Source organism: Thermosulfurimonas sp. F29, from assembly GCF_019688735.1.
In the GTDB taxonomy this organism is placed as follows: domain Bacteria; phylum Desulfobacterota; class Thermodesulfobacteria; order Thermodesulfobacteriales; family Thermodesulfobacteriaceae; genus Thermosulfurimonas_A.
In genome coordinates, this window is sequence record NZ_JAIFYA010000001.1 from 240,159 (window position 1) to 257,535 (window position 17,377).

Here is a 17,377-nt window from a genome sequence, read left to right on the forward strand (position 1 = left end):
CGACCATGAAAAAAGACCGCGTGCTCATCGCCAATCGGGGGGAGATTGCCTTGAGGATCATGGAGGCCTGCGAGGAGCTGGGCCTGGAGTATGTGGCGGTCTATACCCGGGCCGACGAGGAGAGCCTTCATGTCCGCAGGGCCGCCAGGAAATACCGCATCGCGGACTACCGCGATCCCAACGAATTGCTCGCCGTGGCCGACGAAGCGGGTTGCACGGCCATTCACCCCGGCTACGGCTTCCTGGCCGAGGACTTCCGTTTCGCCCGCCGGGTGGCCAAACGATCCCGTCCCCTGACCTTCATAGGTCCCCGCTGGGAGGTCATCCGGGATCTGGGAAGCAAACTCAATGTAAAGCGCCTGGCCCGCGAGATAGGGATCCCGGTCATACCCGGCACCACCGAACCCCTCTACAACGAGATCGAGGCCGAGGCCCGGGCGGAGGAACTCTTCGAGTGGCTCTCCGAATCGGGGGAAAGGGATCCCCGACTCCTCATCAAGGCCTCGGCCGGCGGAGGCGGAATGGGAATAGAGGAGGTGCGGGAGATAGGCGAGGTGCGCCCGGTGTTCCGGCGGGTAAGGGCCTACGCCAAAAGGATCTTCGGGGACGAGGGGGTCCTCATCGAGGCCCGGCTCTCCCGTTTCCAGCACCTTGAGGTCCAGCTCCTCGGAACCTCCCACGGGGAACTGGTCCACTTCGGAACCCGCAACTGCACCATCCAGAGCCCCGGACGCCAGAAACGGGTGGAGATTGCCCCCGGCTTCGACCCTTCCTATGTCTCTTACTCCTTTCCGGCGGAAGAGGTGCTTACGGAAATCATCAACCACTCCCTGAAACTGGCCGAGGTCGTGGCCTACGACAGCGTGGGGACCTGGGAATGGCTGGTGACCCCCGAGGGAAAGGCCTACCTGATGGAGGTAAACACCCGTATCCAGGTGGAAAACGAGATCTCGGCCCGCATCTCCAGGGTGAAGGGACGGGAGGTAAACCTGATTCGGGAACAGATCCGCACGGCCCTCGGGGATCGCCTGGGTTACAGCCAGAGGGACATCACCTTCTCCGGTACGGCCATCGAGCTGCGTCTGGTGGCGGAGGATACCCGGCGCAACTTCAAGCCGCTTTCCGGGACCATCACCCGCTTTACCTGGCCGGATTACCCCTGGCTGACCCTCCGCACCCATGTCCCCTCGGACAGGCCTTACACCATTCCCACGGAATACGATCCCAATCTGGCCCTGGCCATCGTGTGGGGCAGGGACACCGCCGAAGCGGTGGAACGGGCTCGAAGGGTGCTTGAGGAGGCGGTCATCGAGGGGCACACCTCCCGGGGGGACCCTCTAACGACCAATGTGGAGTATCTTAAGAAAAAACTCGAGGACATATTCCGGTTCCCCTCATGAGCGAACTTTACCGGGAACTTACCGATCTGTGGGAAAGGGCCGTGTACCTCCGCGACATAAAGGGGGAGGACTGGGAGGGGATCTCCTCGGTGGTGGAGGCCCTGGAGGAGCTCCGGCGTGACTTCTACGAACGCCCCCTCGATGAGGCGAGGAAACGACTCCCGCAACTTCGTTCAAGGCTTGTGGAGCTCGAGGAGCTTGCCGCCCGCACCCTCACTCCGTACGAGATCGTGAAGATAGTGCGGCACCCCCAGCGTTTTACCCTGCAGGACATCCTGGAGAATGTTTACGACAGCTACACCGAGCTCGGGGGGGAGGGCGAGATCAACATCGACCCGGCGGTGGTGGTGGCCCGGGCCATGATTTCCCGGCGGGTGGGGGACAGGGTTTACCTTCATCAGGTCATGGTCATCGGGCATGAAAAGGGCCACGGGGAGGAATTCCGCGAAGGCGGAAGCGCCAAGCCCTGGGGGAACGAAAAGGCCCTCCGTTACATGAGGATTGCCGAAACCGAAGGCATTCCCATCCACTTCTACATCTTTACGCCCGGGGCCTATCCCATCGAGGACTATCCGGGGGCGGCGCAGCAGATCGCCCGCAACCTCTACGCCATGGCCAAGTTAAAGGTGCCCATGATCTCCTTCATTTCCGAGGGAGGCTCCGGAGGCGCCGAGGCCATAGGCCTTACGGACTTAAGGCTCATGGCCTCCCGGGGGTATTATTCGGTGATAAGCCCCGAGGGGGCGGCGGCCATCGAGGCCAAGCTCCGGGAGGGGCGTCCCCCGCGGGACCTGGTGGAACGCTGCGCCCGCAACCTCAAACTTACCGCCGAGGACAACCTGCGCCTCGGCACCATAGACCGCATCGTCCCGGAACCCCCTCTGGGGGCCCGCCGCAGAGACTACGCCTTCTTCAAGCGCCTGCGTTACGAAATGATCCGGGCCACGGACGAGGTGGTCCTTCAGACCCGGAGCCTCCGCACCTTCCGGAAATATGTGCTTTCCCGGCAAAACGGCGAGGAGGTCCCGGACGACTTCGGTATCTATGTGAACTGGGAGCTCTCCGAGGACGAAAAGGAGATCCTGCTCGAGAACCGCTCCCGGAAGTATCGGGAAATGGGACGCTGGGCCGTCTGCGGAAGGGCCTCGCGTCTTAAGACCTTCGTGGAGAAGGGACACGACCTCGGCACGCGGGTCTTTCACGGCTTGCGCTACGGGGTGTTCCGGCAGAGCCACAGGGCCCTGCGGCGCATGTTCGAGGAATTCACCCAAGAGGGCTCGGCCTTTCTCAAACCGGTAACCGACCCGGTAAAGACCGTTTACAACCTGGTGGCCGGAAAACGCCGCCGCCCGCCCAGGATCGTTTCTCCCATAGAGAGACTCGAGGAACAGGAGGAGCTCTATGTAAGTCCGCTGGCCCTGGAGGACCGGACCGTAACCTGTCCCAACGCCGAGACCCACGGCTGTCCGGACCTCTGGGTGCCGGACCTTTACGGAGAGTTCTGCGGGGTCTGCCCCAACTGCGGCCACCACTTTCCCCTGGAATACCAGTGGTACCTCAACAACATCTTCGACCGGGGAAGCATAAAGGAATTCAACGAGGAAATCTCCTCCGGGAATCCGCTCAACTTCGAGGGCTACGCTCAGAAGCTGGCCGAGGCCCGGAAGAAGACCGGGCGCAACTCGGCCATGCTCACCTTTGAAGCCCGGATAGGCGGAATTTCGCTGATCGTGGCCATGCTGATCGCGGACTTCCGGCAGGGCACGGTGGGGGTGGCGGAGGGGGAAAAGTTTGTTCGGGCCTGCGATCGGGCCCGGATCACCCGGAGGCCCCTTCTGGCCCTGATCCACACCACCGGAGGAATACGGATCCACGAGGGTACCCTGGGGGTCATACAGATGCCCCGGTGCACGCTTGCGGCCCGGGAATATGTGGACTCCGGAGGGCTCTACATCGTGGTGTACGACAACAACTCCTATGCCGGGCCGGTGGCCAGTTTTCTGGGATGCGCCCCCTATCAATTTGCCTTGCGCTCCACCCGCCTGGGGTTTGCCGGGCCGCGGGTGATCTTGGAGACCACCGGAAAACCCGTGCCCCCGGACTATCACAGCGCCGAAAACGCCCTGCGGCGGGGGCACATTCAGGGCGTGTGGGACCGCCGGGAGCTGCGGCTCAAGCTTTACGAGGCCCTTCTTACCATGGGGGGTCGGAATCTCTATTACCGGTAGGAGCCATGGCCATAGAGCACCGAAAGATAAACGCTCTGCTCCAGAAACTCCGTTCCCTTCCTTATCGGGTTCACGCCGTGGAGACCCCGCACACGGGGTATCTGCGGGAGTTCAGAGTAAAAGAGGGAGAGGAGGTGCACCCGGGGAGTCCCCTTTTCGTGCTGGAGCGGGAGCGCAATCCCAAGCTCGTCCGGGCCCGGGTGGGAGGAAAGGTTCGGCAGGTGCGCACGGAACTTACGGAAAGATTCGTAGAGGCCGGGGAAAGGGTGCTCGAGATCTGGCATCCCCTCTCCCAGGAGGAGGTCATCTCCGAAGTGCTCCGGAAAGCGCTTACCGTGATCCACGCCCCGGAGACGGCCCGCTACATTCTCGCCCCGGAAGTGGAAAAAAGGGTGCGCAAGGAGGGCCCCGGACGAGCCCGGGTGGAGCCCGGAGAGGACCTTCTCATCATGACCTTCATGAAGAGGGAAACCCCTCTGCGCCACGAAGGCCCCCCCATGGTGATCTACCGGATCTTTTTCGATCCCCGGGAGCTGGTTCCCGCCGGAGCCGCCCTGGTGGGGCTGTGTGCTCCGGACGAGGTTCCCTATCTCGACCGGGTGCTGGCCCGGATCAGAGAGGAATGGCCGCGGAGCTAGCGCCTTCCACTCGACGGGCCGCGGAACTGGGGGTCGACCTCCGGTTCTACGGGGAGGTGGAAAGGCTCATGCCGCTGGCCTACGAGCTGGCCCTGCGGGAGCCCCGCACGGCTCACGGCCGTGTGCTTCTGGCCGAAAGGGTGCGAGGGGCCCGGGGCCGGCACGGGCGCATCTGGGTGGCCGAACGGGGAGGCCTGTGGCTGGCTCTGAGTCTTTACGACGACCACCTGCCGCAAACCCGGGGGCTCTTTTCCCTCCTTTTCGGAGTGGCCCTGGGGGCTCTCGCCCGGGAAATGGGACTTCCGGCCCACGTGCGGTGGATAAACGACCTGCACCACCGGGGACGCAAGATCGCCGGAGTTCTCATCGAAAAGAGGGGAGACTGGCTGGTGGTGGGCATAGGAGTCAATGTGAACAATCCCCCTCCCCATCACCTCCCCGCCGAAAGTCTCGCGCGGCTCGCGGGAGCCCCCCTGTCCCTGGAGGACCTCACGGACGCCCTCCTGGGAAAACTGCGTTACTATTACGGCCTCCTGAGGGAGCTGGAGAGTTCGCTGGCCCCGGGGGAGGACCTCCCGGAAAATCCCCTGGTGCGGGACTTCCTGGAGCTCTCGGACACCCCGGGTCGCTGCGTGGCCTGGGCCCGGGATCTGGATCGGGATCCCCCCCTCCTGGGAAGGGCCGAGGGGGTGCTCCCCGACGGTTCCCTTCTCCTGCGCACCGGCGGGGACCTCCTGACCCTGGAAACCGGAGAGATCATTTACCTCTACTGATCTCCAGGGCTTCCCTTTCCAGAACCCTTAAAAAAAGATCCCCGGCCCTGCGGCGGGCCTCCCACTCCTCCGGCCTCCAGCCCACGGGTTCCACCCGGGGAGCGGCCAGCCGGGCCCTGGACAGAACCTCCCTTTTCATTCCCTTCCCTCCAGGACGCGGAAAAGACGATCCACGGCCTCTTCGGGAGTTTCCACATAGAGCACGCCCTCGATTCCGGGCCAGGTGCGCAGCCCCACCACGGGCTTCCACATCTTGAGGGCCAGGGCGATCTCGGAAAGGGTTCCGTATCCCCCGGCCACCGCGATCACCCCCTCCACCGAACGCACCAGAATCACATTTCGGGCGTGTCCCATGTCGGTGACCACGGGGATTTGAATGTAGGGGTTGGCCTCCTCGGCCTTGTTTCCCGGGAGGATTCCCACCGTGAGTCCACCCGCCTCGGAAGCCCCCCGGGCGGCGGCCTCCATCACCCCGCCCAGGCCACCGCAATAGACCAGGGCGCCTCTCCGGGCCAGCAGCCAGCCCACCCGATAGGCCATCTCGTACACCCCGGAATCGGCGATCCCGGTGCCGATCACCGCCACCCGGCGGGCCTCACTCCTCAAATCCATACTCCCCCACCAGTTTCACGAAACGCACCGGCTCGAGCGTTTGCCGGTGGAAGGTCCCCCCGCGTTTGACCACCTTCACCAGCACCTGGGACCACTCGTCTCCCACGGGCATGACCAGACGCCCTCCCTCGGCCAGCTGTTCCAGGAGAGGCTCCGGAACGCGGGGCCCGGCGGCGGTGACTATTATGGCGTCAAAGGGAGCGGCCTCCGGCCAGCCCCGGGTCCCGTCCCCCACCCGAAAAAACACATTGTCGTAGCCCAGGGCTTCGAGTACCCTGCGGGCCCGCTCCAGAAGGGGCGCGTGCCTCTCGATGGAATAAACCCAGCGGGCCAGTTCCGCCAGAATGGCCGTTTGATACCCCGACCCCGTGCCCACCTCCAGCACCTTTTCCGGACCCCTGAGCTCCAGGGCCTCGGTCATCAGGGCCACGATGTAGGGCTGGGAGATGGTCTGTCCGTAGCCTATGGGAAGGGGATGGTCGGCGTAAGCCTGATCCCGCAGGGCCTCCTCCACGAAGAGATGCCGGGGGATCCTGCGCATGGCCTCAAGGACCCGCTCGTCGGTAATACCCCGGGCCGCGATCTGCTGGGACACCATGCGCTCCCTGGCCCGACGGTAAATGTCCCTTTCCGGAGAGTACAGGCTCATGTTCCCGGTTTGCTCACATAATAAATGCAGTCCACCACTCGATCCCCGGAAAAGGTGATCCTTAGCACCTCCACCTTTTCCCGGCCCAGTTTCTCCCCCAGCCCGGGAATTCTGGCCAGGGTATCCTTCTTCACCTCGTAGTAGATCCAGACCTCACGCCCGTCGGGAAGGCGCTCCACCCTGCGGGGAGGTCCCAGATAGTAGCGCACCTCGGCCCGGGTGGAAAGTCCCTTGTGGACCATGCAGGCCTTGGAAGCCAGATTGACCCCGGGTTTGGTGGCGCAGGCCGAGAAGAACAGAAGAACGAAACCCAGAATCCACCGGCGCATTTTTCCCCCTGCCCTCTTTTTATAGTATAATCATCCAAAAGATAAAGGAGGTTCCCATGCGGTGTCCCAAGTGCAAGCTTCTCACCTTTGAGGGGAACACCACCTGCCCTCGCTGCGGGGAAGACCTGAGCGCCCTGGCGCGGAGATTCGGTCCCTTTTATCAGTTTACCGTGGACGAGGTAATCCTCAAGGATACCCTCCTCACGGCTCCTCCCTTCATAAGCCCGCCGGAGGAGATTCCTAAGACCACCTCCCCGCCGGAGGGAATGCCGGATCTTACCGAGGTAATATCCCCGGAGGTCCGGGAAGAGACGGCTCACCCGGGGGAAACCTCCTCCTCTCCCGGCGAGGCCGAAATCTTTCAGGAACTTGCGGAGGCCCTGCGGGAGGATCAGGGATAAGGCCGTCCCCAGTAGTCCTTAAGGCGCCCCTCGGCAAGGGCCCGGGTCTCCTCCAGGGCCTTTTCGTAGTACCGGCGAGCCAGAAGTCGAGCCTTGCGCGCCGGAGCGGTTTCTGGATAATTGTCCAGTAAATACAGAAGACGATAATAAGCGGCCCGGAACCGTCCGGTGCGATAGTAAAAACGGGCCACATAGAGTTCGTGTTCGGCCAGGCGCTCCCTGGCCCTGGCGATGCGGCGCTTGGCCTCGTAAACATAAGGGGAGTCGGGATAGTTCTCTATGAGACGCCGGTAGGCCTGAATGGCCTTTTTGGTGTTGGTCTGATCCCGATCCGGGGAGAGCATCATACGGTAATAACAGGTTCCGATCTGAAAGATCACATAAGGCACCGCCTCGTTGGTGGGATGAAGCTTCTCAAATTCCTCGTACAGGACCGCGGCCTCCAGATACTTTCCGGCAAAAAACTTGCAATCCGCGAGCTTTAGCTCGGCCCACAGGGCATAGGGAGAATCGGGATAGCGATCCCTGATCTCCTCGAAGTCTTTCTCCGCAAGTTCGTAGTAGCCCTTGTTAAAGTGCCTTTGGGCCCGCTCCACCAGTTCCCTGAGTTTGGACTCGGGGGGTTTGGGCTTTTTGGTAAACCAGGAAAGAAGACCACCCCGGCCACCCTCCCGGGATCCGCAGGAGGGGAGCCCCACGAGCAGGGCCACGAAGAGTGCGGAAATCACCAGCGGCCTCATGCCCCCCGCCTTTCGGCCAGATAGTGCTCGGCCATGTAAGCGGCCACGGCCCCGTCGCCCGCGGCGGTAACGATCTGCCGGCAGGCCTTGGCCCGCACATCACCGGCGGCAAAGACCCCGGGGAGACTGGTGCGCGTCTCCGAATCGGTTACGACGAAACCGGCCTCGTCCAGGGCCACCGTCCCTCCCAGCCACTCCGTCTGAGGTTTTATGCCGATGAAGATGAAAACGCCGCCCACGGCAAGGGTGGACTCCTCCCCGGTCTTAACATTTTTTATCCGCAGACCCTCCACCCTATCCTCACCCAGAACCTCCGTTACCACGGTGTTCCAGAGGGGTTCGATCTGAGGGTGACTAAGGGCGCGTTCCTGAAGGATGCGGGTGGCCCGGAGCTGATCCCTCCGGTGAATGAGATAGATCTTGCGGGCAAACCGGGTGAGAAAAAGACTCTCCTGCACCGCCGTGTTTCCGCCCCCTACCACCGCAATGACCTCGTCTCGAAAAAAGGGACCGTCGCAGGTGGCACAGTAGGAAACGCCTTTTCCCGTAAGCTCCGCCTCCCCGGGCACGCCCAGTTTCTTGGGAGAGGCACCGGTGGCGATGATGACCGTGGGGGCCGCGAGCGTCTTTCCGCCGGCCAGATGCACCAGACGCAGATCTCCGTCCGGGGTAAGGCCCACGGCCTCGTCCAGCACCGGCTCAAGGCCCAGGGCCCGGGCCTGAGCGGCGAACTTCTCCATCAATTCCGCCCCGGAGATCCCCTCCGGGAAACCGGGGTAATTTTCCACCCAGTCCGTAACCAGGACCTGACCTCCGGGGGACAGCTTCTCCACCAGAACCGTCCTGAGGCGGGCCCGCGCCGCATAGATGTATGCCGTGAGACCCGCGGGCCCACCCCCGACGATAATGAGATCGAACTCCCTTTCCATCAGGATCCCAGCACCTTGGAGATCACCGCCTCGATGGTGCTTTTGGCCACCGCTCCGGTTATGCTTTCCACCGGCTGTCCGTTCTTGAAAAAGATGAGCGTGGGAATGGCCCGGATACCGTACTTTCCGGGGGTCATCGGATTCTCGTCCACATTGAGCTTGCACACCTTGAGCCGTCCCTGATACTCCTCGGCCAGCTCCTCGATCACCGGGGCGATAGCCCGACAGGGCCCGCACCAGGCCGCCCAGAAATCCACCAGCACCGGAATGTCGGACTGAAGGACCTCGGTCTCGAAGTTCTGATCGGTCACCTGACAAACGGCCATAACACCCTCCTTTTGCTGGAATCTGGGTTTCCTTTAAAACATAATAAGGCGCCGCCCGCAAGACAAGCTTCAGGAAAGATCTTCGAGAAGGGCCTCCACCCGGGAGAGAGTGACGAGATCCGGCAAACCCGGTTCGGGGGAGGTGCCGGAGGGGACCACCGCCCGTCGGAATCCCAGCCTGGCGGCCTCCTTAAGCCGAACGGAAAGCCCCATCACCCTGCGCACCTCTCCGGAAAGTCCCACCTCGCCGCAGAAGACCGTCTCGGGGGGGAGGGTCTTTTCCAGGCGGCTGGCGAGCAGGGCCGCACATACGGCGAGATCCGCCGCCGGTTCCCTTATCTTGAGCCCCCCGGCCACATTGAGAAAGACATCCCGGTCGTAGAAGGAGATCCCCAGGTGTTTCTCCAGGATGGCCAGCAGCATGGAGAGTCGCCAGGGATCGAATCCCACGCAGGTCCTTCGGGGAGCCGCGAGATAACTCTTCACCACCAGGGCCTGAATCTCCACCAGGAGGGGTCTCGTGCCCTCCAGCGCCGGAAAGACCGCCCCTCCTCCCCCTGAAAGGAAGAAGGCCGAGGGGTTGGCCACCGGGGAAAGCCCCCTCTCGCCCATCTCGAAGACTCCGATCTCGTCCACCGGGCCGAAACGATTCTTCACCGCCCGGAGGATCCGGTACGGACCGGAGCGGTCGCCCTCAAAGTAGAGCACCACATCCACCAGGTGTTCGAGGACCCGCGGACCGGCCAGTGCCCCCTCCTTGGTAACATGTCCCACCACGAAGACCGCGGTGCCCTTTTCCTTGGCCCACCGGAGAAGCCGCGCCGCGGCCTCCCGCACCTGGGATACCGACCCCGGAGCCGAGGACAGATCCGGCAGGTACACCGTCTGGATGGAATCCACGATGAGGACCTGAGGAGGATTTTCGCCGAGAGTCTCCAGCACCGCCGCCAGATCGGTCTCGGCGGCGAGCTCGAGGTCCCCGGGCACCGCCACCCTCTCGGCCCGCAGACGCACCTGGGCCGGAGACTCTTCGCCCGCCAGGTACACGACCCGGAGCCCGCCGCGGAGGTATTCCCCCGCCGCCTGGAGAAGCAGGGTGGACTTGCCTATCCCCGGATCGCCGCCGATGAGGACCAGAGAGGCCGGAACCAGCCCCCCTCCCAGAACCCGGTCGAATTCACCGATCCCCGAGGAGTAGCGGCGAAACTCGGCCCTTTCCACCTCCGCAAGCCGGAGAAGCGACGCCCGGCGCCCCCCTCCCCCACGACTCCTCCGGCTCCCCTCCGGTTCCTCCACCAGGGTGTCCCAGCCGCCGCACCCGGGACAGCGCCCCAGCCACTTGACCGCACGATAACCGCACACCTGACAGAGATACATGTCCCCTTAAAAGTCCACCGTGGCCTCGCCCAGAAGCTCCCGCAATTCCCGTTCGGCTTCGTCCGCATCTCCCAGGTTGAAGTAAAGGAGACGCCGCAGGTGCCCCAGGCTTCGCCAGTCGATGCCCGTGAGCTTAACTCCTATGCCGTCGGCCCCGTGGCGAACCACCCGGGCCTTAAAGCGAATCTCGGGCGGCGGATCCATTCCGGAAAGACGGAAACGAATCTCCACCTCCGCACCCACCGGGGGGCGCTCGGAACATGTCAGATAAGCCCCGCCGTAGGCAACATCCCTCAGCCCGGCGGGTATCTCTCCGTCCGCCCACAGAAGAGAAGCCTCCGCCGGAAAAACGGCCCGCAGGAAGCGCCTTCGCTCCACGCTTAACTTTTACCCCATCTCTTGCAAAGAAAAAGGGGGGTTACCCCCCCCTTAAAAAATCCGATCCCGGGACACCCTTAGAACCAGTGCTGATACATCACCCGGAACCGCCAGTCGTCCTGGGTTCCGGAATCGAAGTCCGCAGCCGTCTTTCCAATCTCCGCGGCCTCGGAAGCCGAGGCGTCGTCTGCGTGAAGCTGAAGTAGCGATACATCGAAGGTTATGTATTGATTGAATCCGTGGAAGTAGTAATTGACTCCAAGAACGAACTGCTGAAGATAGTCTTCCACTCCGTACTTATCATTGTCAAACTTTACCAGGCCGAGACCGCTCTTACGGGAATCGAGCGGAGTGTTGTCGTCCAGACGCACAAGATAGGCGTACTTAAAGGTTACTTCCCACTTGCGCGGCACTAAAAAGTAACCCAAATTAACCCTCACCCCCCATCGATCCCAGGTTTCCTCGTCGTGGGTTCCGATTGCAGTGAGATTGTAGGCATTGCCTCCCTTGTCCGGATCCTGGATGAACTCCTCCCAGGCCCCCTCCACATCCGCGGAAAATCCCCGGTAACGGAAGAGAAGCGCCACATCAAACCCGTAATTTTCTATGTCGTGGGGAGCGTTGGTTATAGATGTACCATTATATGCGTAATAAGTCGTCCTCCTGTCCTTGGTCCAGAAGCCAGAGAGCACCAAAGCCAGGGCCGGAGTGGTGTTGTAGCCGTAATCCCCCTGCATGAAGTAATTGTTGAAGGTCCCGGGTCCGAGAGGCCCACGGGGATCGGAGCCGGGAAGCAGGTTGAAGGCCAGGCGCCAGGCGTAGAGGTGATCGTCGCTAGCGGTATTCTTGTTACCCTGCGTGTCGCGTCCGTTGTACCAGCCGAGCCAGTAAACCAGGAACTGCTTTTTACCGAAGAGATCGAGCGCCCCGTTCACATTGATCCCCTGCGAGCGGTAGAGCAACATGCCCCCGATGGGAAAACCGTTGTCTAAAAGATGACCGCCCACTTTAAGTTTTTTAGTCCCGGAATACGGCCAGTAGCCTTCGCTGTCGTCCGTAAAGATCGTCCGGTCGGTACCGTTCTGTTTGAAACCGCTCTGCCAGTACTCCATGCTCATGGCCGGGATTTTCATCCGTCCGAACTGGACCTTCACGAAAGGAGCGTACTTCTGCCAGATCACGAAGGCGTCGTGCACATTGACCTTGCTCTTGGGCTCAAGCTGAACATGAACATAGTATTTCCAGTCCCTGTTCGGGGCCGTGCCGTCCACGAAGAACCGCAGACGCCGCATGGTAAAGCTGCTGTAGTTCTCGTTGCCCCCGGAGAAGTCCTCGTCGCGGCTCATGTAGGTGTAGCGCAGCTGAATCCCCGTCCGAAAACGAAAACGGTATTCCCGATTCTTTTCCGGATTCTTGTACTCGATCCGGAAACCGTTTTTCCAGTAGGCCTTCCAGTTGACCGGGGCCTTGGTCTCCACCGCCTTTTCCGTCTGCGCCTGCCGCTTCTCCAGCTCCTCTATCCGCTTGAGGAGCATCTGCACCTGGGCCTTGAGCTGGCGGATCTCCTCCTCCTGGGTCATGGCCCGTCCCGCCGAGACCGTGACTAAAAGGAAAAGGCCCATCACCACCAGAATCATTCCCCCCTTTAATACCCTGGATACCCTCATCACCTCACCTCCCCGACGGTTTAAAATTTTAAGGAGGGGAGACCCCTCCCCCTCCGAATTACTCCCCGGACCAGGCAATCAAAGCCACCACCCAACCTATGACTATCAAGGCCACCAAACCCCAGGGTATCATAATCCCCCTCCTTTGGTCAAATTTTTAAAACGGTCCCTGATGTCCCGGGGGCATGGACCACAGGATGGCCGGAATGGCGAAGGTGTAGAGGGCCGCAAAGGTCACCACATAACCCAGCACCTTCTCGCTCACCTTTCCGTTCATGAAAAAGCCCGCCAGATTCATGGCCACGAACCACACGAAGGCGATGCTGAAGTGATAAATCCACTTCGGGGTGGGATAAACCAGCCAGTAGACACCGTAAGCCAGGGTGAGCCAACCGATGAGGATGAAAACCGCTCCCAGCTGACGCCTGGGCTTCAAGTCCCAGATCTCGCAGGCCCCGAGAGCGGTAAAGGCGAAGGCGTACATCCCCGCCAGACCGGTAACGAAGTTGGTTATGGGACCCAGACCCTGCTCCATCATCATGGCGATGAGAAAGGGCCACCACATCACTCCCACCACGAAGGTGATCACGCCCACCACCCGCTCGCTGGACTTCCTGCGTTCGGGATCCAGGTGCAGGAGCCCGTTGGCCAGAAGCACCGCGGCTCCCAGGTAAATGATGGGGGCTATCCATTTTCCTACCGTGGGATCGGCCATGTTTTCACCTCCTTCTTTCATATGGGTGTTAACCACAATCCTCGAAAGCCCCTTCTTACCTCCTCACCTCATCCTCTCACCCCCCTCAGGCCTTGATTTTTTCCCACCACAGGGGATGGTGGGTCCTGACATGGTCCTCGGGCAGGGTGCCGGTTTCGAACATGGCCCGGAAGCCCTTACGATTCAGCGGATGGAGGGCCATGTAGATGTGGATCGGGAGAATCACCAGGAAGATCACGAAACCCACATCGTGGAAAAACCTGGCCCACCGCCAGGCCGGGGGGCTGAAGGCGTCCTTGAAGAGGAGCACGATCCCGCTGGCCACCATGATCCCGGTGGCCAGGATGGTGAGCCAGGCCAGGCACTTCTGGCCCAGGTTGTACTTTCCGAATCGCGCCGGCCGAAAGCCCAGGTAGTGGCGAAAGAGTTCGCGCACCCCGTCCACGGGGCCTCCCTCCGGCCAGATCTGCCACCGCCCCATGTTCTTGATCTCCCGAAGCACGAAGAGGGGCAACCAGAGGAGAAGCCCTGCGGCCGCCAGCCGATGAAGCACCATGGCCACCTTCATGCCCCCGGAAAGGTAGCTCGTCTCCGGGGAAAAGTGGGCAAAGGGCATCCAGAAGAAGTAGAGAAGCCACCGGAAGGCGTGGGGATAGGCCTGAGGAAGCCCCGTCAAAAAGAAGATGACCATAAAATGGATGTAGTGAAGGTGCATACTCCGCTGAAACTTGTTAAAAGCCTGTATTTCCCTCATGATTGACCTCCCTTCTTAGACCTCTTTTTCTTCTCTTCCCAGACTGTAAAGGAAGTGTCCCAGGATACCCGCGGCCTCGACGCCGAAAAGCACCCAGCCCAGGGTGCGGACGGCGTCCACGGCCTCGATCTGGGGCCGGGAGGCCCCCGGCCGCAGCTGATAGTCCGCGAGAATCCTGCTGGGCCCCACCGTGACCCAGTGGAGGTAACCGGTGGCCTCGCTCACCGGTTCGGCTCCGTAGACGGTGAAGTCCTCCCCCAGGCGGCGACGGTAGTTCTCCGCCCGGCGGCGGGCTTCGGCCAGCACCTCCTCCCGGGAGCCGAAGTATAGGGCTTTCGCCGGACAGGCCTCCACGCAGGCCGGAGGCAGTCCGGCCTCGATCCGGTCGTAACACATGAAGCACTTGAAGGTCTTGCCCAATCTGGGGTTGAAGCGCGGAACATCAAAGGGACAGGCCTCAAGACAGGCCCGACACCCTATGCACCTCTCCTCGTGGATCACCACCACCCCGTAGGGCTTCACCTCGATGGCCGCCGCCGGACAGCGCCTGGCACAGGGAGCATTCGCACAGTGCATGCAGTGGCGCAATTCCGTTACCGGACGAGCCGAAGGATAGGTTCCCCGATAGCCCGGTACCGGAAATATATAACGGAGTTCCGGCCGCTGCTCCGCCACCACCCGTTCCGTGCCCCCGCGTCCGTCCCGGCTGAGACGGGCACGGTTTTCTATCCCGCACTGCACGGAACAGGCGAAACATCTAATGCAGGCCTGCATATCGTAAAGCATGCTCACCTTGGTCATGATTAGACCCTCCTAATCTTGATGATGACATCCTGAGTGGCGTGTCCACCCTCAAGGGGCGCAAACCTCCAGCGGGAAAAGTGATTCATGTTCACCCCGTGCTCGGGAAGAAAGGCCAGAAAACGCTTGAGCTGAGGAAAGATCCCCGCCCCCACTCCGTAATAGGTGAAAAGGGCGTCGGGATGAACGAGGGGCGTCACCCACACCCTGGCCGTGGCCTTGAACTCCGGGGCGTGGGCCGGAAAGACCTCCACCACATCCCCGTCGGAGATCCCCAGCCGGCGGGCCCGCTCGGGATGAATCCACACCCGATCCACCCCCAACTGATCCCAAATCTCCCGGAGAAGGGGATTGTCCCTGGTCTGTCCCCCCGTAAAGGAGTTGAGAGGCGAAAAACCGGTGGTCAGCACGAACTCGTCCTCGGCCAGGCCGTTGCGCCTCTCCCCCATCCAGAAGGGCGGAATCCACCGGGGAAGGGGATGAGCATGCTCGGCAAAGGGATGTCCGCCGGCCTTGAGTTTTTTGTAAACTTCGAGAAAGGTGAGGCTAAAGATCTCCACCTCGCCGGTGGGAGTCTTTTTCTTGATTTTGTAGTTCTGCCTGCCGTGCCAGACGCCGTATTTCTTCAGGTGTTCCAGGGTGAGACCGGGATGTTTCTCCGAAACCCCTTTCAGTTGCCTTCGCCACCCGGCCTCCCAGCCCCCGCGGGCGAACTCTCCGAAGTACTTCTCGAATTCCTGGGGAGAAAGCACCCGGCGGGCCAGCTCCAGAATCACCCAGGATCCCGGCCGGGCCTCGAAGGGCGGCTCCACCGCCTTCATGTGCATGGCCACCGTGGGCATACTCTGCTTGAACTTGAAGTGCAGGGCCTCGTCCCGTTCGGGGAAAAGGGTGTCGGGAAGGATGATGTCCGCGTAAAGACAGCTCTCGTCCATGAAGGGGGTCATGCACACGATGAGTTCCACCTTGTCAAGGAGCCGCACTATCTCCGGCGAGCCGGCTGAACCTCCGATGAAGTTCTGCCCCATGGCAAAGATTACTTTGGGCTCGTAGGGTTTTCCGGTGCGCAGGGCCTCGAAAACGAAACGGCGTCCGGCCTTGGGGACGAGAAAGGGATAACCGTTTTTCTGGTAATACTTGGTGATCTGGAGGGCCTTGGGCTTGGGCACCTTCGGGAGGGGGCCGTGGAGCTTCACCTTGGGCACGCCCCCTATTCCCCCCTCCCTCTCCCAGACCCCCAGCAGGGTGTCCACCAGGCCGATGGCGTGAAACTGGCGCATTACATTGCCGTAGCGTTCCGAATACCAGCCGGTGTCCACGAACACGCGGGGTCTGTGGCGCATGAGGTCCCGGGCCACCCGGCGGATCTCTTCCGCCGGCACCGTGGTGATCCCCTGGGCCCACTCGGGGGTGTACGCTTCCAGGGCCCGGGTGATGGCCTCGAAGGCGGTGATTACCCTGCGACCTCCCGCGGTAAATTCACCGCGCAGGGCCGGTCTTTGCGCCTCGGACTTGAGCACCGGAACCCCCCGGGCCTCGTCCCACACCCGGTAGCGCACGTGTTTCTTCTTTTTCCCGGTCTTTGGATCCACCTTCTCCTCCACCACGGGATCGAAGGGCTCGAGGGTCTCGGGGTCGATGAGCATGCAGGCGTTGGTGTGCCTGATCAGGTAGTCCTCGTCGTAGCCCTTTTCCTTCACGATCACATGGGCCAGGGCCAGGTGAAAGGCCAGGTCCGTCCCCGGACGGATGGGGAGCCAGCGGTGTCCGGCTCCCTCCACGGCCTCGTTCGGGAAACGCACATCCACGGCCACCAGCCGCAGACCGTTTCGCTTGCCCTCGGCAAAAAGCGTCCCGAACTGATAGACGCAAAGCCCGCCCCCAGGGTTCCGCATGGCCAGCACTCCGAAACGGGCCCGGGGATAGTCCATCCAGAAGGCCCCGGGGGTCATAGGGTGTCCGAAAAAGGCCCCCAGCCCCCAGTCGTGACCGGCGGAATGACAGGTGTCGGCGTAGGAGACGATGTTGGGCGTCCCGTAGAGGTGCCAGAAGGGCTTGTCCAAGCCGGCGGCGGAGGTGAACCGGGGAAGATACACCACGCGCTCGGGTTCGCCCTTCTCCCGATACTTTCTAAGCACCGCCGCAATGCGATCCAGGGCCTCCTCCCAGCTGATCCGCTTGAACTTCCCCTCGCCGCGCTTTCCCACCCGAAGCAGGGGATACTTGAGACGATCCGGATTGTAGACTGCCGCCGGCGTGGAGCGACTGCGCCCGCAGATTCCCGCGTAGGGCAGATAGGGACTGGCCTCCATCTTTATGAGCTTACCTCCCTTCACCACCCCCACCGCGGGACACTGCTGGGCACACATCCTACACCGGAGCGGCACTCTCCTTTCCACCCCCTCGTCCACCGGAGAGGGGGCCCTGCGCCCCGGCCCCACCGTTCCGGAAAGGGGCACGAAGGGCGAAAAAGCCGCCAATCCGCTGATCTGCAGAAACCTCCGGCGCGATATTCCGCTCATAAAGCCTCCCCTCTCTGTGGTTTTTGTCGAAAGCGAGTAATGCAAAATAAAGGCCAAAAATAAAAGGGAGTAAAACGAAAAAATTCTCGTTAAAACGCGTGAATTCGTCTGACTAAAAGTTTAAAAAATTGTAACTTA

Annotated in this window: 19 protein-coding genes; 5 read left to right on the top strand and 14 right to left on the bottom strand. The window is 61.7% G+C overall.

Translation table 11 applies throughout. The features are described from left to right. Positions 1–5: 5 nt before the first annotated feature. Genes K3767_RS01165 through K3767_RS01180 form a run of 4 tightly spaced genes read left to right on the top strand, consistent with a single transcriptional unit; the run spans position 6 to position 5,039 of the window. On the top strand, positions 6–1,400 hold the full coding sequence (locus tag K3767_RS01165; protein WP_221171733.1) for a biotin carboxylase N-terminal domain-containing protein: 1,395 nt from the start codon (positions 6–8) through the stop codon (positions 1,398–1,400). Further along, complete coding sequence (locus K3767_RS01170; protein WP_221171734.1) at positions 1,397–3,628, top strand: acetyl-CoA carboxylase carboxyl transferase subunit alpha/beta; 2,232 nt, start codon at positions 1,397–1,399, stop codon at positions 3,626–3,628. Before K3767_RS01165 ends, K3767_RS01170 begins: the two co-directional genes overlap by 4 nt. Before the next feature lie 5 nt (positions 3,629–3,633). Beyond that, the gene (locus tag K3767_RS01175; RefSeq protein ID WP_221171735.1) at positions 3,634–4,266 is read left to right on the top strand and encodes a hypothetical protein; all 633 of its coding nucleotides are present in this window, start codon (positions 3,634–3,636) and stop codon (positions 4,264–4,266) included. Then, a complete protein-coding gene (locus tag K3767_RS01180; RefSeq protein ID WP_221171736.1) occupies positions 4,251–5,039 on the top strand; it encodes a biotin--[acetyl-CoA-carboxylase] ligase in 789 nt (262 codons plus the stop codon). The genes K3767_RS01175 and K3767_RS01180 overlap by 16 nt, the downstream gene beginning before the upstream one ends. Here the strand turns inward: K3767_RS01180 and K3767_RS01185 are convergent. The 4 genes from K3767_RS01185 to K3767_RS01200 are packed head-to-tail and all read right to left on the bottom strand — an operon-like array spanning position 5,023 to position 6,629. Continuing rightward, the gene (locus tag K3767_RS01185; RefSeq protein WP_221171737.1) at positions 5,023–5,178 is read right to left on the bottom strand and encodes a hypothetical protein; all 156 of its coding nucleotides are present in this window, start codon (positions 5,176–5,178) and stop codon (positions 5,023–5,025) included. The two genes, K3767_RS01180 and K3767_RS01185, sit on opposite strands and share 17 nt — an antisense overlap. Continuing rightward, positions 5,175–5,651, bottom strand: a complete 477-nt coding sequence (locus K3767_RS01190; protein ID WP_221171738.1) for a TIGR00725 family protein — start codon at positions 5,649–5,651, stop codon at positions 5,175–5,177. Before K3767_RS01190 ends, K3767_RS01185 begins: the two co-directional genes overlap by 4 nt. After that, a complete protein-coding gene (locus K3767_RS01195) occupies positions 5,635–6,300 on the bottom strand; it encodes a protein-L-isoaspartate(D-aspartate) O-methyltransferase (RefSeq protein ID WP_221171739.1) in 666 nt (221 codons plus the stop codon). The genes K3767_RS01190 and K3767_RS01195 overlap by 17 nt, the downstream gene beginning before the upstream one ends. Next, the gene (locus tag K3767_RS01200; RefSeq protein WP_221171740.1) at positions 6,297–6,629 is read right to left on the bottom strand and encodes a hypothetical protein; all 333 of its coding nucleotides are present in this window, start codon (positions 6,627–6,629) and stop codon (positions 6,297–6,299) included. Before K3767_RS01200 ends, K3767_RS01195 begins: the two co-directional genes overlap by 4 nt. A gap of 56 nt (positions 6,630–6,685) precedes the next feature. Between K3767_RS01200 and K3767_RS01205 the strand changes: the two genes are divergently transcribed. Beyond that, a complete protein-coding gene (locus K3767_RS01205; protein ID WP_221171741.1) occupies positions 6,686–7,030 on the top strand; it encodes a hypothetical protein in 345 nt (114 codons plus the stop codon). On the opposite strand, the gene K3767_RS01210 is transcribed toward K3767_RS01205, so the two are convergent. The 10 genes from K3767_RS01210 to K3767_RS01255 form a co-directional block, all read right to left on the bottom strand. Then, entirely contained in the window at positions 7,021–7,770 is a 750-nt protein-coding gene (locus K3767_RS01210; protein WP_221171742.1) for an outer membrane protein assembly factor BamD, read from the bottom strand. The genes K3767_RS01205 and K3767_RS01210 overlap by 10 nt on opposite strands. Then, positions 7,767–8,699 (bottom strand): thioredoxin-disulfide reductase, encoded by a 933-nt coding sequence (gene trxB, locus K3767_RS01215; RefSeq protein WP_221171743.1) that lies wholly within the window; start codon positions 8,697–8,699, stop codon positions 7,767–7,769. Before trxB ends, K3767_RS01210 begins: the two co-directional genes overlap by 4 nt. Continuing rightward, a complete protein-coding gene (gene trxA / locus K3767_RS01220) occupies positions 8,699–9,025 on the bottom strand; it encodes a thioredoxin (RefSeq protein WP_221171744.1) in 327 nt (108 codons plus the stop codon). Before trxA ends, trxB begins: the two co-directional genes overlap by 1 nt. Positions 9,026–9,094: 69 nt before the next feature. Further along, positions 9,095–10,402, bottom strand: coding sequence for a DNA repair protein RadA (gene radA / locus K3767_RS01225; RefSeq protein ID WP_221171745.1), 1,308 nt, complete (start codon positions 10,400–10,402; stop codon positions 9,095–9,097). 6 nt (positions 10,403–10,408) lie between these two features. Continuing rightward, positions 10,409–10,780, bottom strand: a complete 372-nt coding sequence (locus K3767_RS01230) for a PilZ domain-containing protein (RefSeq protein WP_221171746.1) — start codon at positions 10,778–10,780, stop codon at positions 10,409–10,411. 77 nt (positions 10,781–10,857) lie between these two features. Continuing rightward, positions 10,858–12,447 (bottom strand): hypothetical protein, encoded by a 1,590-nt coding sequence (locus K3767_RS01235; RefSeq protein WP_221171747.1) that lies wholly within the window; start codon positions 12,445–12,447, stop codon positions 10,858–10,860. A gap of 157 nt (positions 12,448–12,604) precedes the next feature. After that, positions 12,605–13,162: a hypothetical protein gene (locus K3767_RS01240; protein WP_221171748.1), complete on the bottom strand. Its 558-nt coding sequence runs from the start codon at positions 13,160–13,162 to the stop codon at positions 12,605–12,607. Positions 13,163–13,247: 85 nt separating this feature from the next. Beyond that, positions 13,248–13,916, bottom strand: a complete 669-nt coding sequence (locus tag K3767_RS01245; RefSeq protein ID WP_221171749.1) for a cytochrome b/b6 domain-containing protein — start codon at positions 13,914–13,916, stop codon at positions 13,248–13,250. A 15-nt stretch (positions 13,917–13,931) separates the two neighbouring features. Further along, complete coding sequence (locus K3767_RS01250) at positions 13,932–14,717, bottom strand: 4Fe-4S dicluster domain-containing protein (RefSeq protein ID WP_221171750.1); 786 nt, start codon at positions 14,715–14,717, stop codon at positions 13,932–13,934. A gap of 2 nt (positions 14,718–14,719) precedes the next feature. After that, positions 14,720–17,239, bottom strand: a complete 2,520-nt coding sequence (locus tag K3767_RS01255; RefSeq protein WP_221171751.1) for a molybdopterin-dependent oxidoreductase — start codon at positions 17,237–17,239, stop codon at positions 14,720–14,722. Between the last annotated feature and the right edge of the window lie 138 nt (positions 17,240–17,377).

What these genes read in the sequence shown, in the direction of transcription:
- K3767_RS01165 (WP_221171733.1), top strand. Translation starts at nt 6, where the DNA reads ATGAAAAAAGACCGCGTGCTCATCGCCAATCGGGGGGAGATTGCCTTG.
- K3767_RS01170 (WP_221171734.1), top strand. Translation starts at nt 1,397, where the DNA reads ATGAGCGAACTTTACCGGGAACTTACCGATCTGTGGGAAAGGGCCGTG.
- K3767_RS01175 (WP_221171735.1), top strand. Translation starts at nt 3,634, where the DNA reads ATGGCCATAGAGCACCGAAAGATAAACGCTCTGCTCCAGAAACTCCGT.
- K3767_RS01180 (WP_221171736.1), top strand. Translation starts at nt 4,251, where the DNA reads ATGGCCGCGGAGCTAGCGCCTTCCACTCGACGGGCCGCGGAACTGGGG.
- K3767_RS01185 (WP_221171737.1), bottom strand. Translation starts at nt 5,178, where the DNA reads ATGAAAAGGGAGGTTCTGTCCAGGGCCCGGCTGGCCGCTCCCCGGGTG.
- K3767_RS01190 (WP_221171738.1), bottom strand. Translation starts at nt 5,651, where the DNA reads ATGGATTTGAGGAGTGAGGCCCGCCGGGTGGCGGTGATCGGCACCGGG.
- K3767_RS01195 (WP_221171739.1), bottom strand. Translation starts at nt 6,300, where the DNA reads ATGAGCCTGTACTCTCCGGAAAGGGACATTTACCGTCGGGCCAGGGAG.
- K3767_RS01200 (WP_221171740.1), bottom strand. Translation starts at nt 6,629, where the DNA reads ATGCGCCGGTGGATTCTGGGTTTCGTTCTTCTGTTCTTCTCGGCCTGC.
- K3767_RS01205 (WP_221171741.1), top strand. Translation starts at nt 6,686, where the DNA reads ATGCGGTGTCCCAAGTGCAAGCTTCTCACCTTTGAGGGGAACACCACC.
- K3767_RS01210 (WP_221171742.1), bottom strand. Translation starts at nt 7,770, where the DNA reads ATGAGGCCGCTGGTGATTTCCGCACTCTTCGTGGCCCTGCTCGTGGGG.
- trxB (WP_221171743.1), bottom strand. Translation starts at nt 8,699, where the DNA reads ATGGAAAGGGAGTTCGATCTCATTATCGTCGGGGGTGGGCCCGCGGGT.
- trxA (WP_221171744.1), bottom strand. Translation starts at nt 9,025, where the DNA reads ATGGCCGTTTGTCAGGTGACCGATCAGAACTTCGAGACCGAGGTCCTT.
- radA (WP_221171745.1), bottom strand. Translation starts at nt 10,402, where the DNA reads ATGTATCTCTGTCAGGTGTGCGGTTATCGTGCGGTCAAGTGGCTGGGG.
- K3767_RS01235 (WP_221171747.1), bottom strand. Translation starts at nt 12,447, where the DNA reads ATGAGGGTATCCAGGGTATTAAAGGGGGGAATGATTCTGGTGGTGATG.
- K3767_RS01240 (WP_221171748.1), bottom strand. Translation starts at nt 13,162, where the DNA reads ATGGCCGATCCCACGGTAGGAAAATGGATAGCCCCCATCATTTACCTG.
- K3767_RS01245 (WP_221171749.1), bottom strand. Translation starts at nt 13,916, where the DNA reads ATGAGGGAAATACAGGCTTTTAACAAGTTTCAGCGGAGTATGCACCTT.
- K3767_RS01250 (WP_221171750.1), bottom strand. Translation starts at nt 14,717, where the DNA reads ATGACCAAGGTGAGCATGCTTTACGATATGCAGGCCTGCATTAGATGT.
- K3767_RS01255 (WP_221171751.1), bottom strand. Translation starts at nt 17,239, where the DNA reads ATGAGCGGAATATCGCGCCGGAGGTTTCTGCAGATCAGCGGATTGGCG.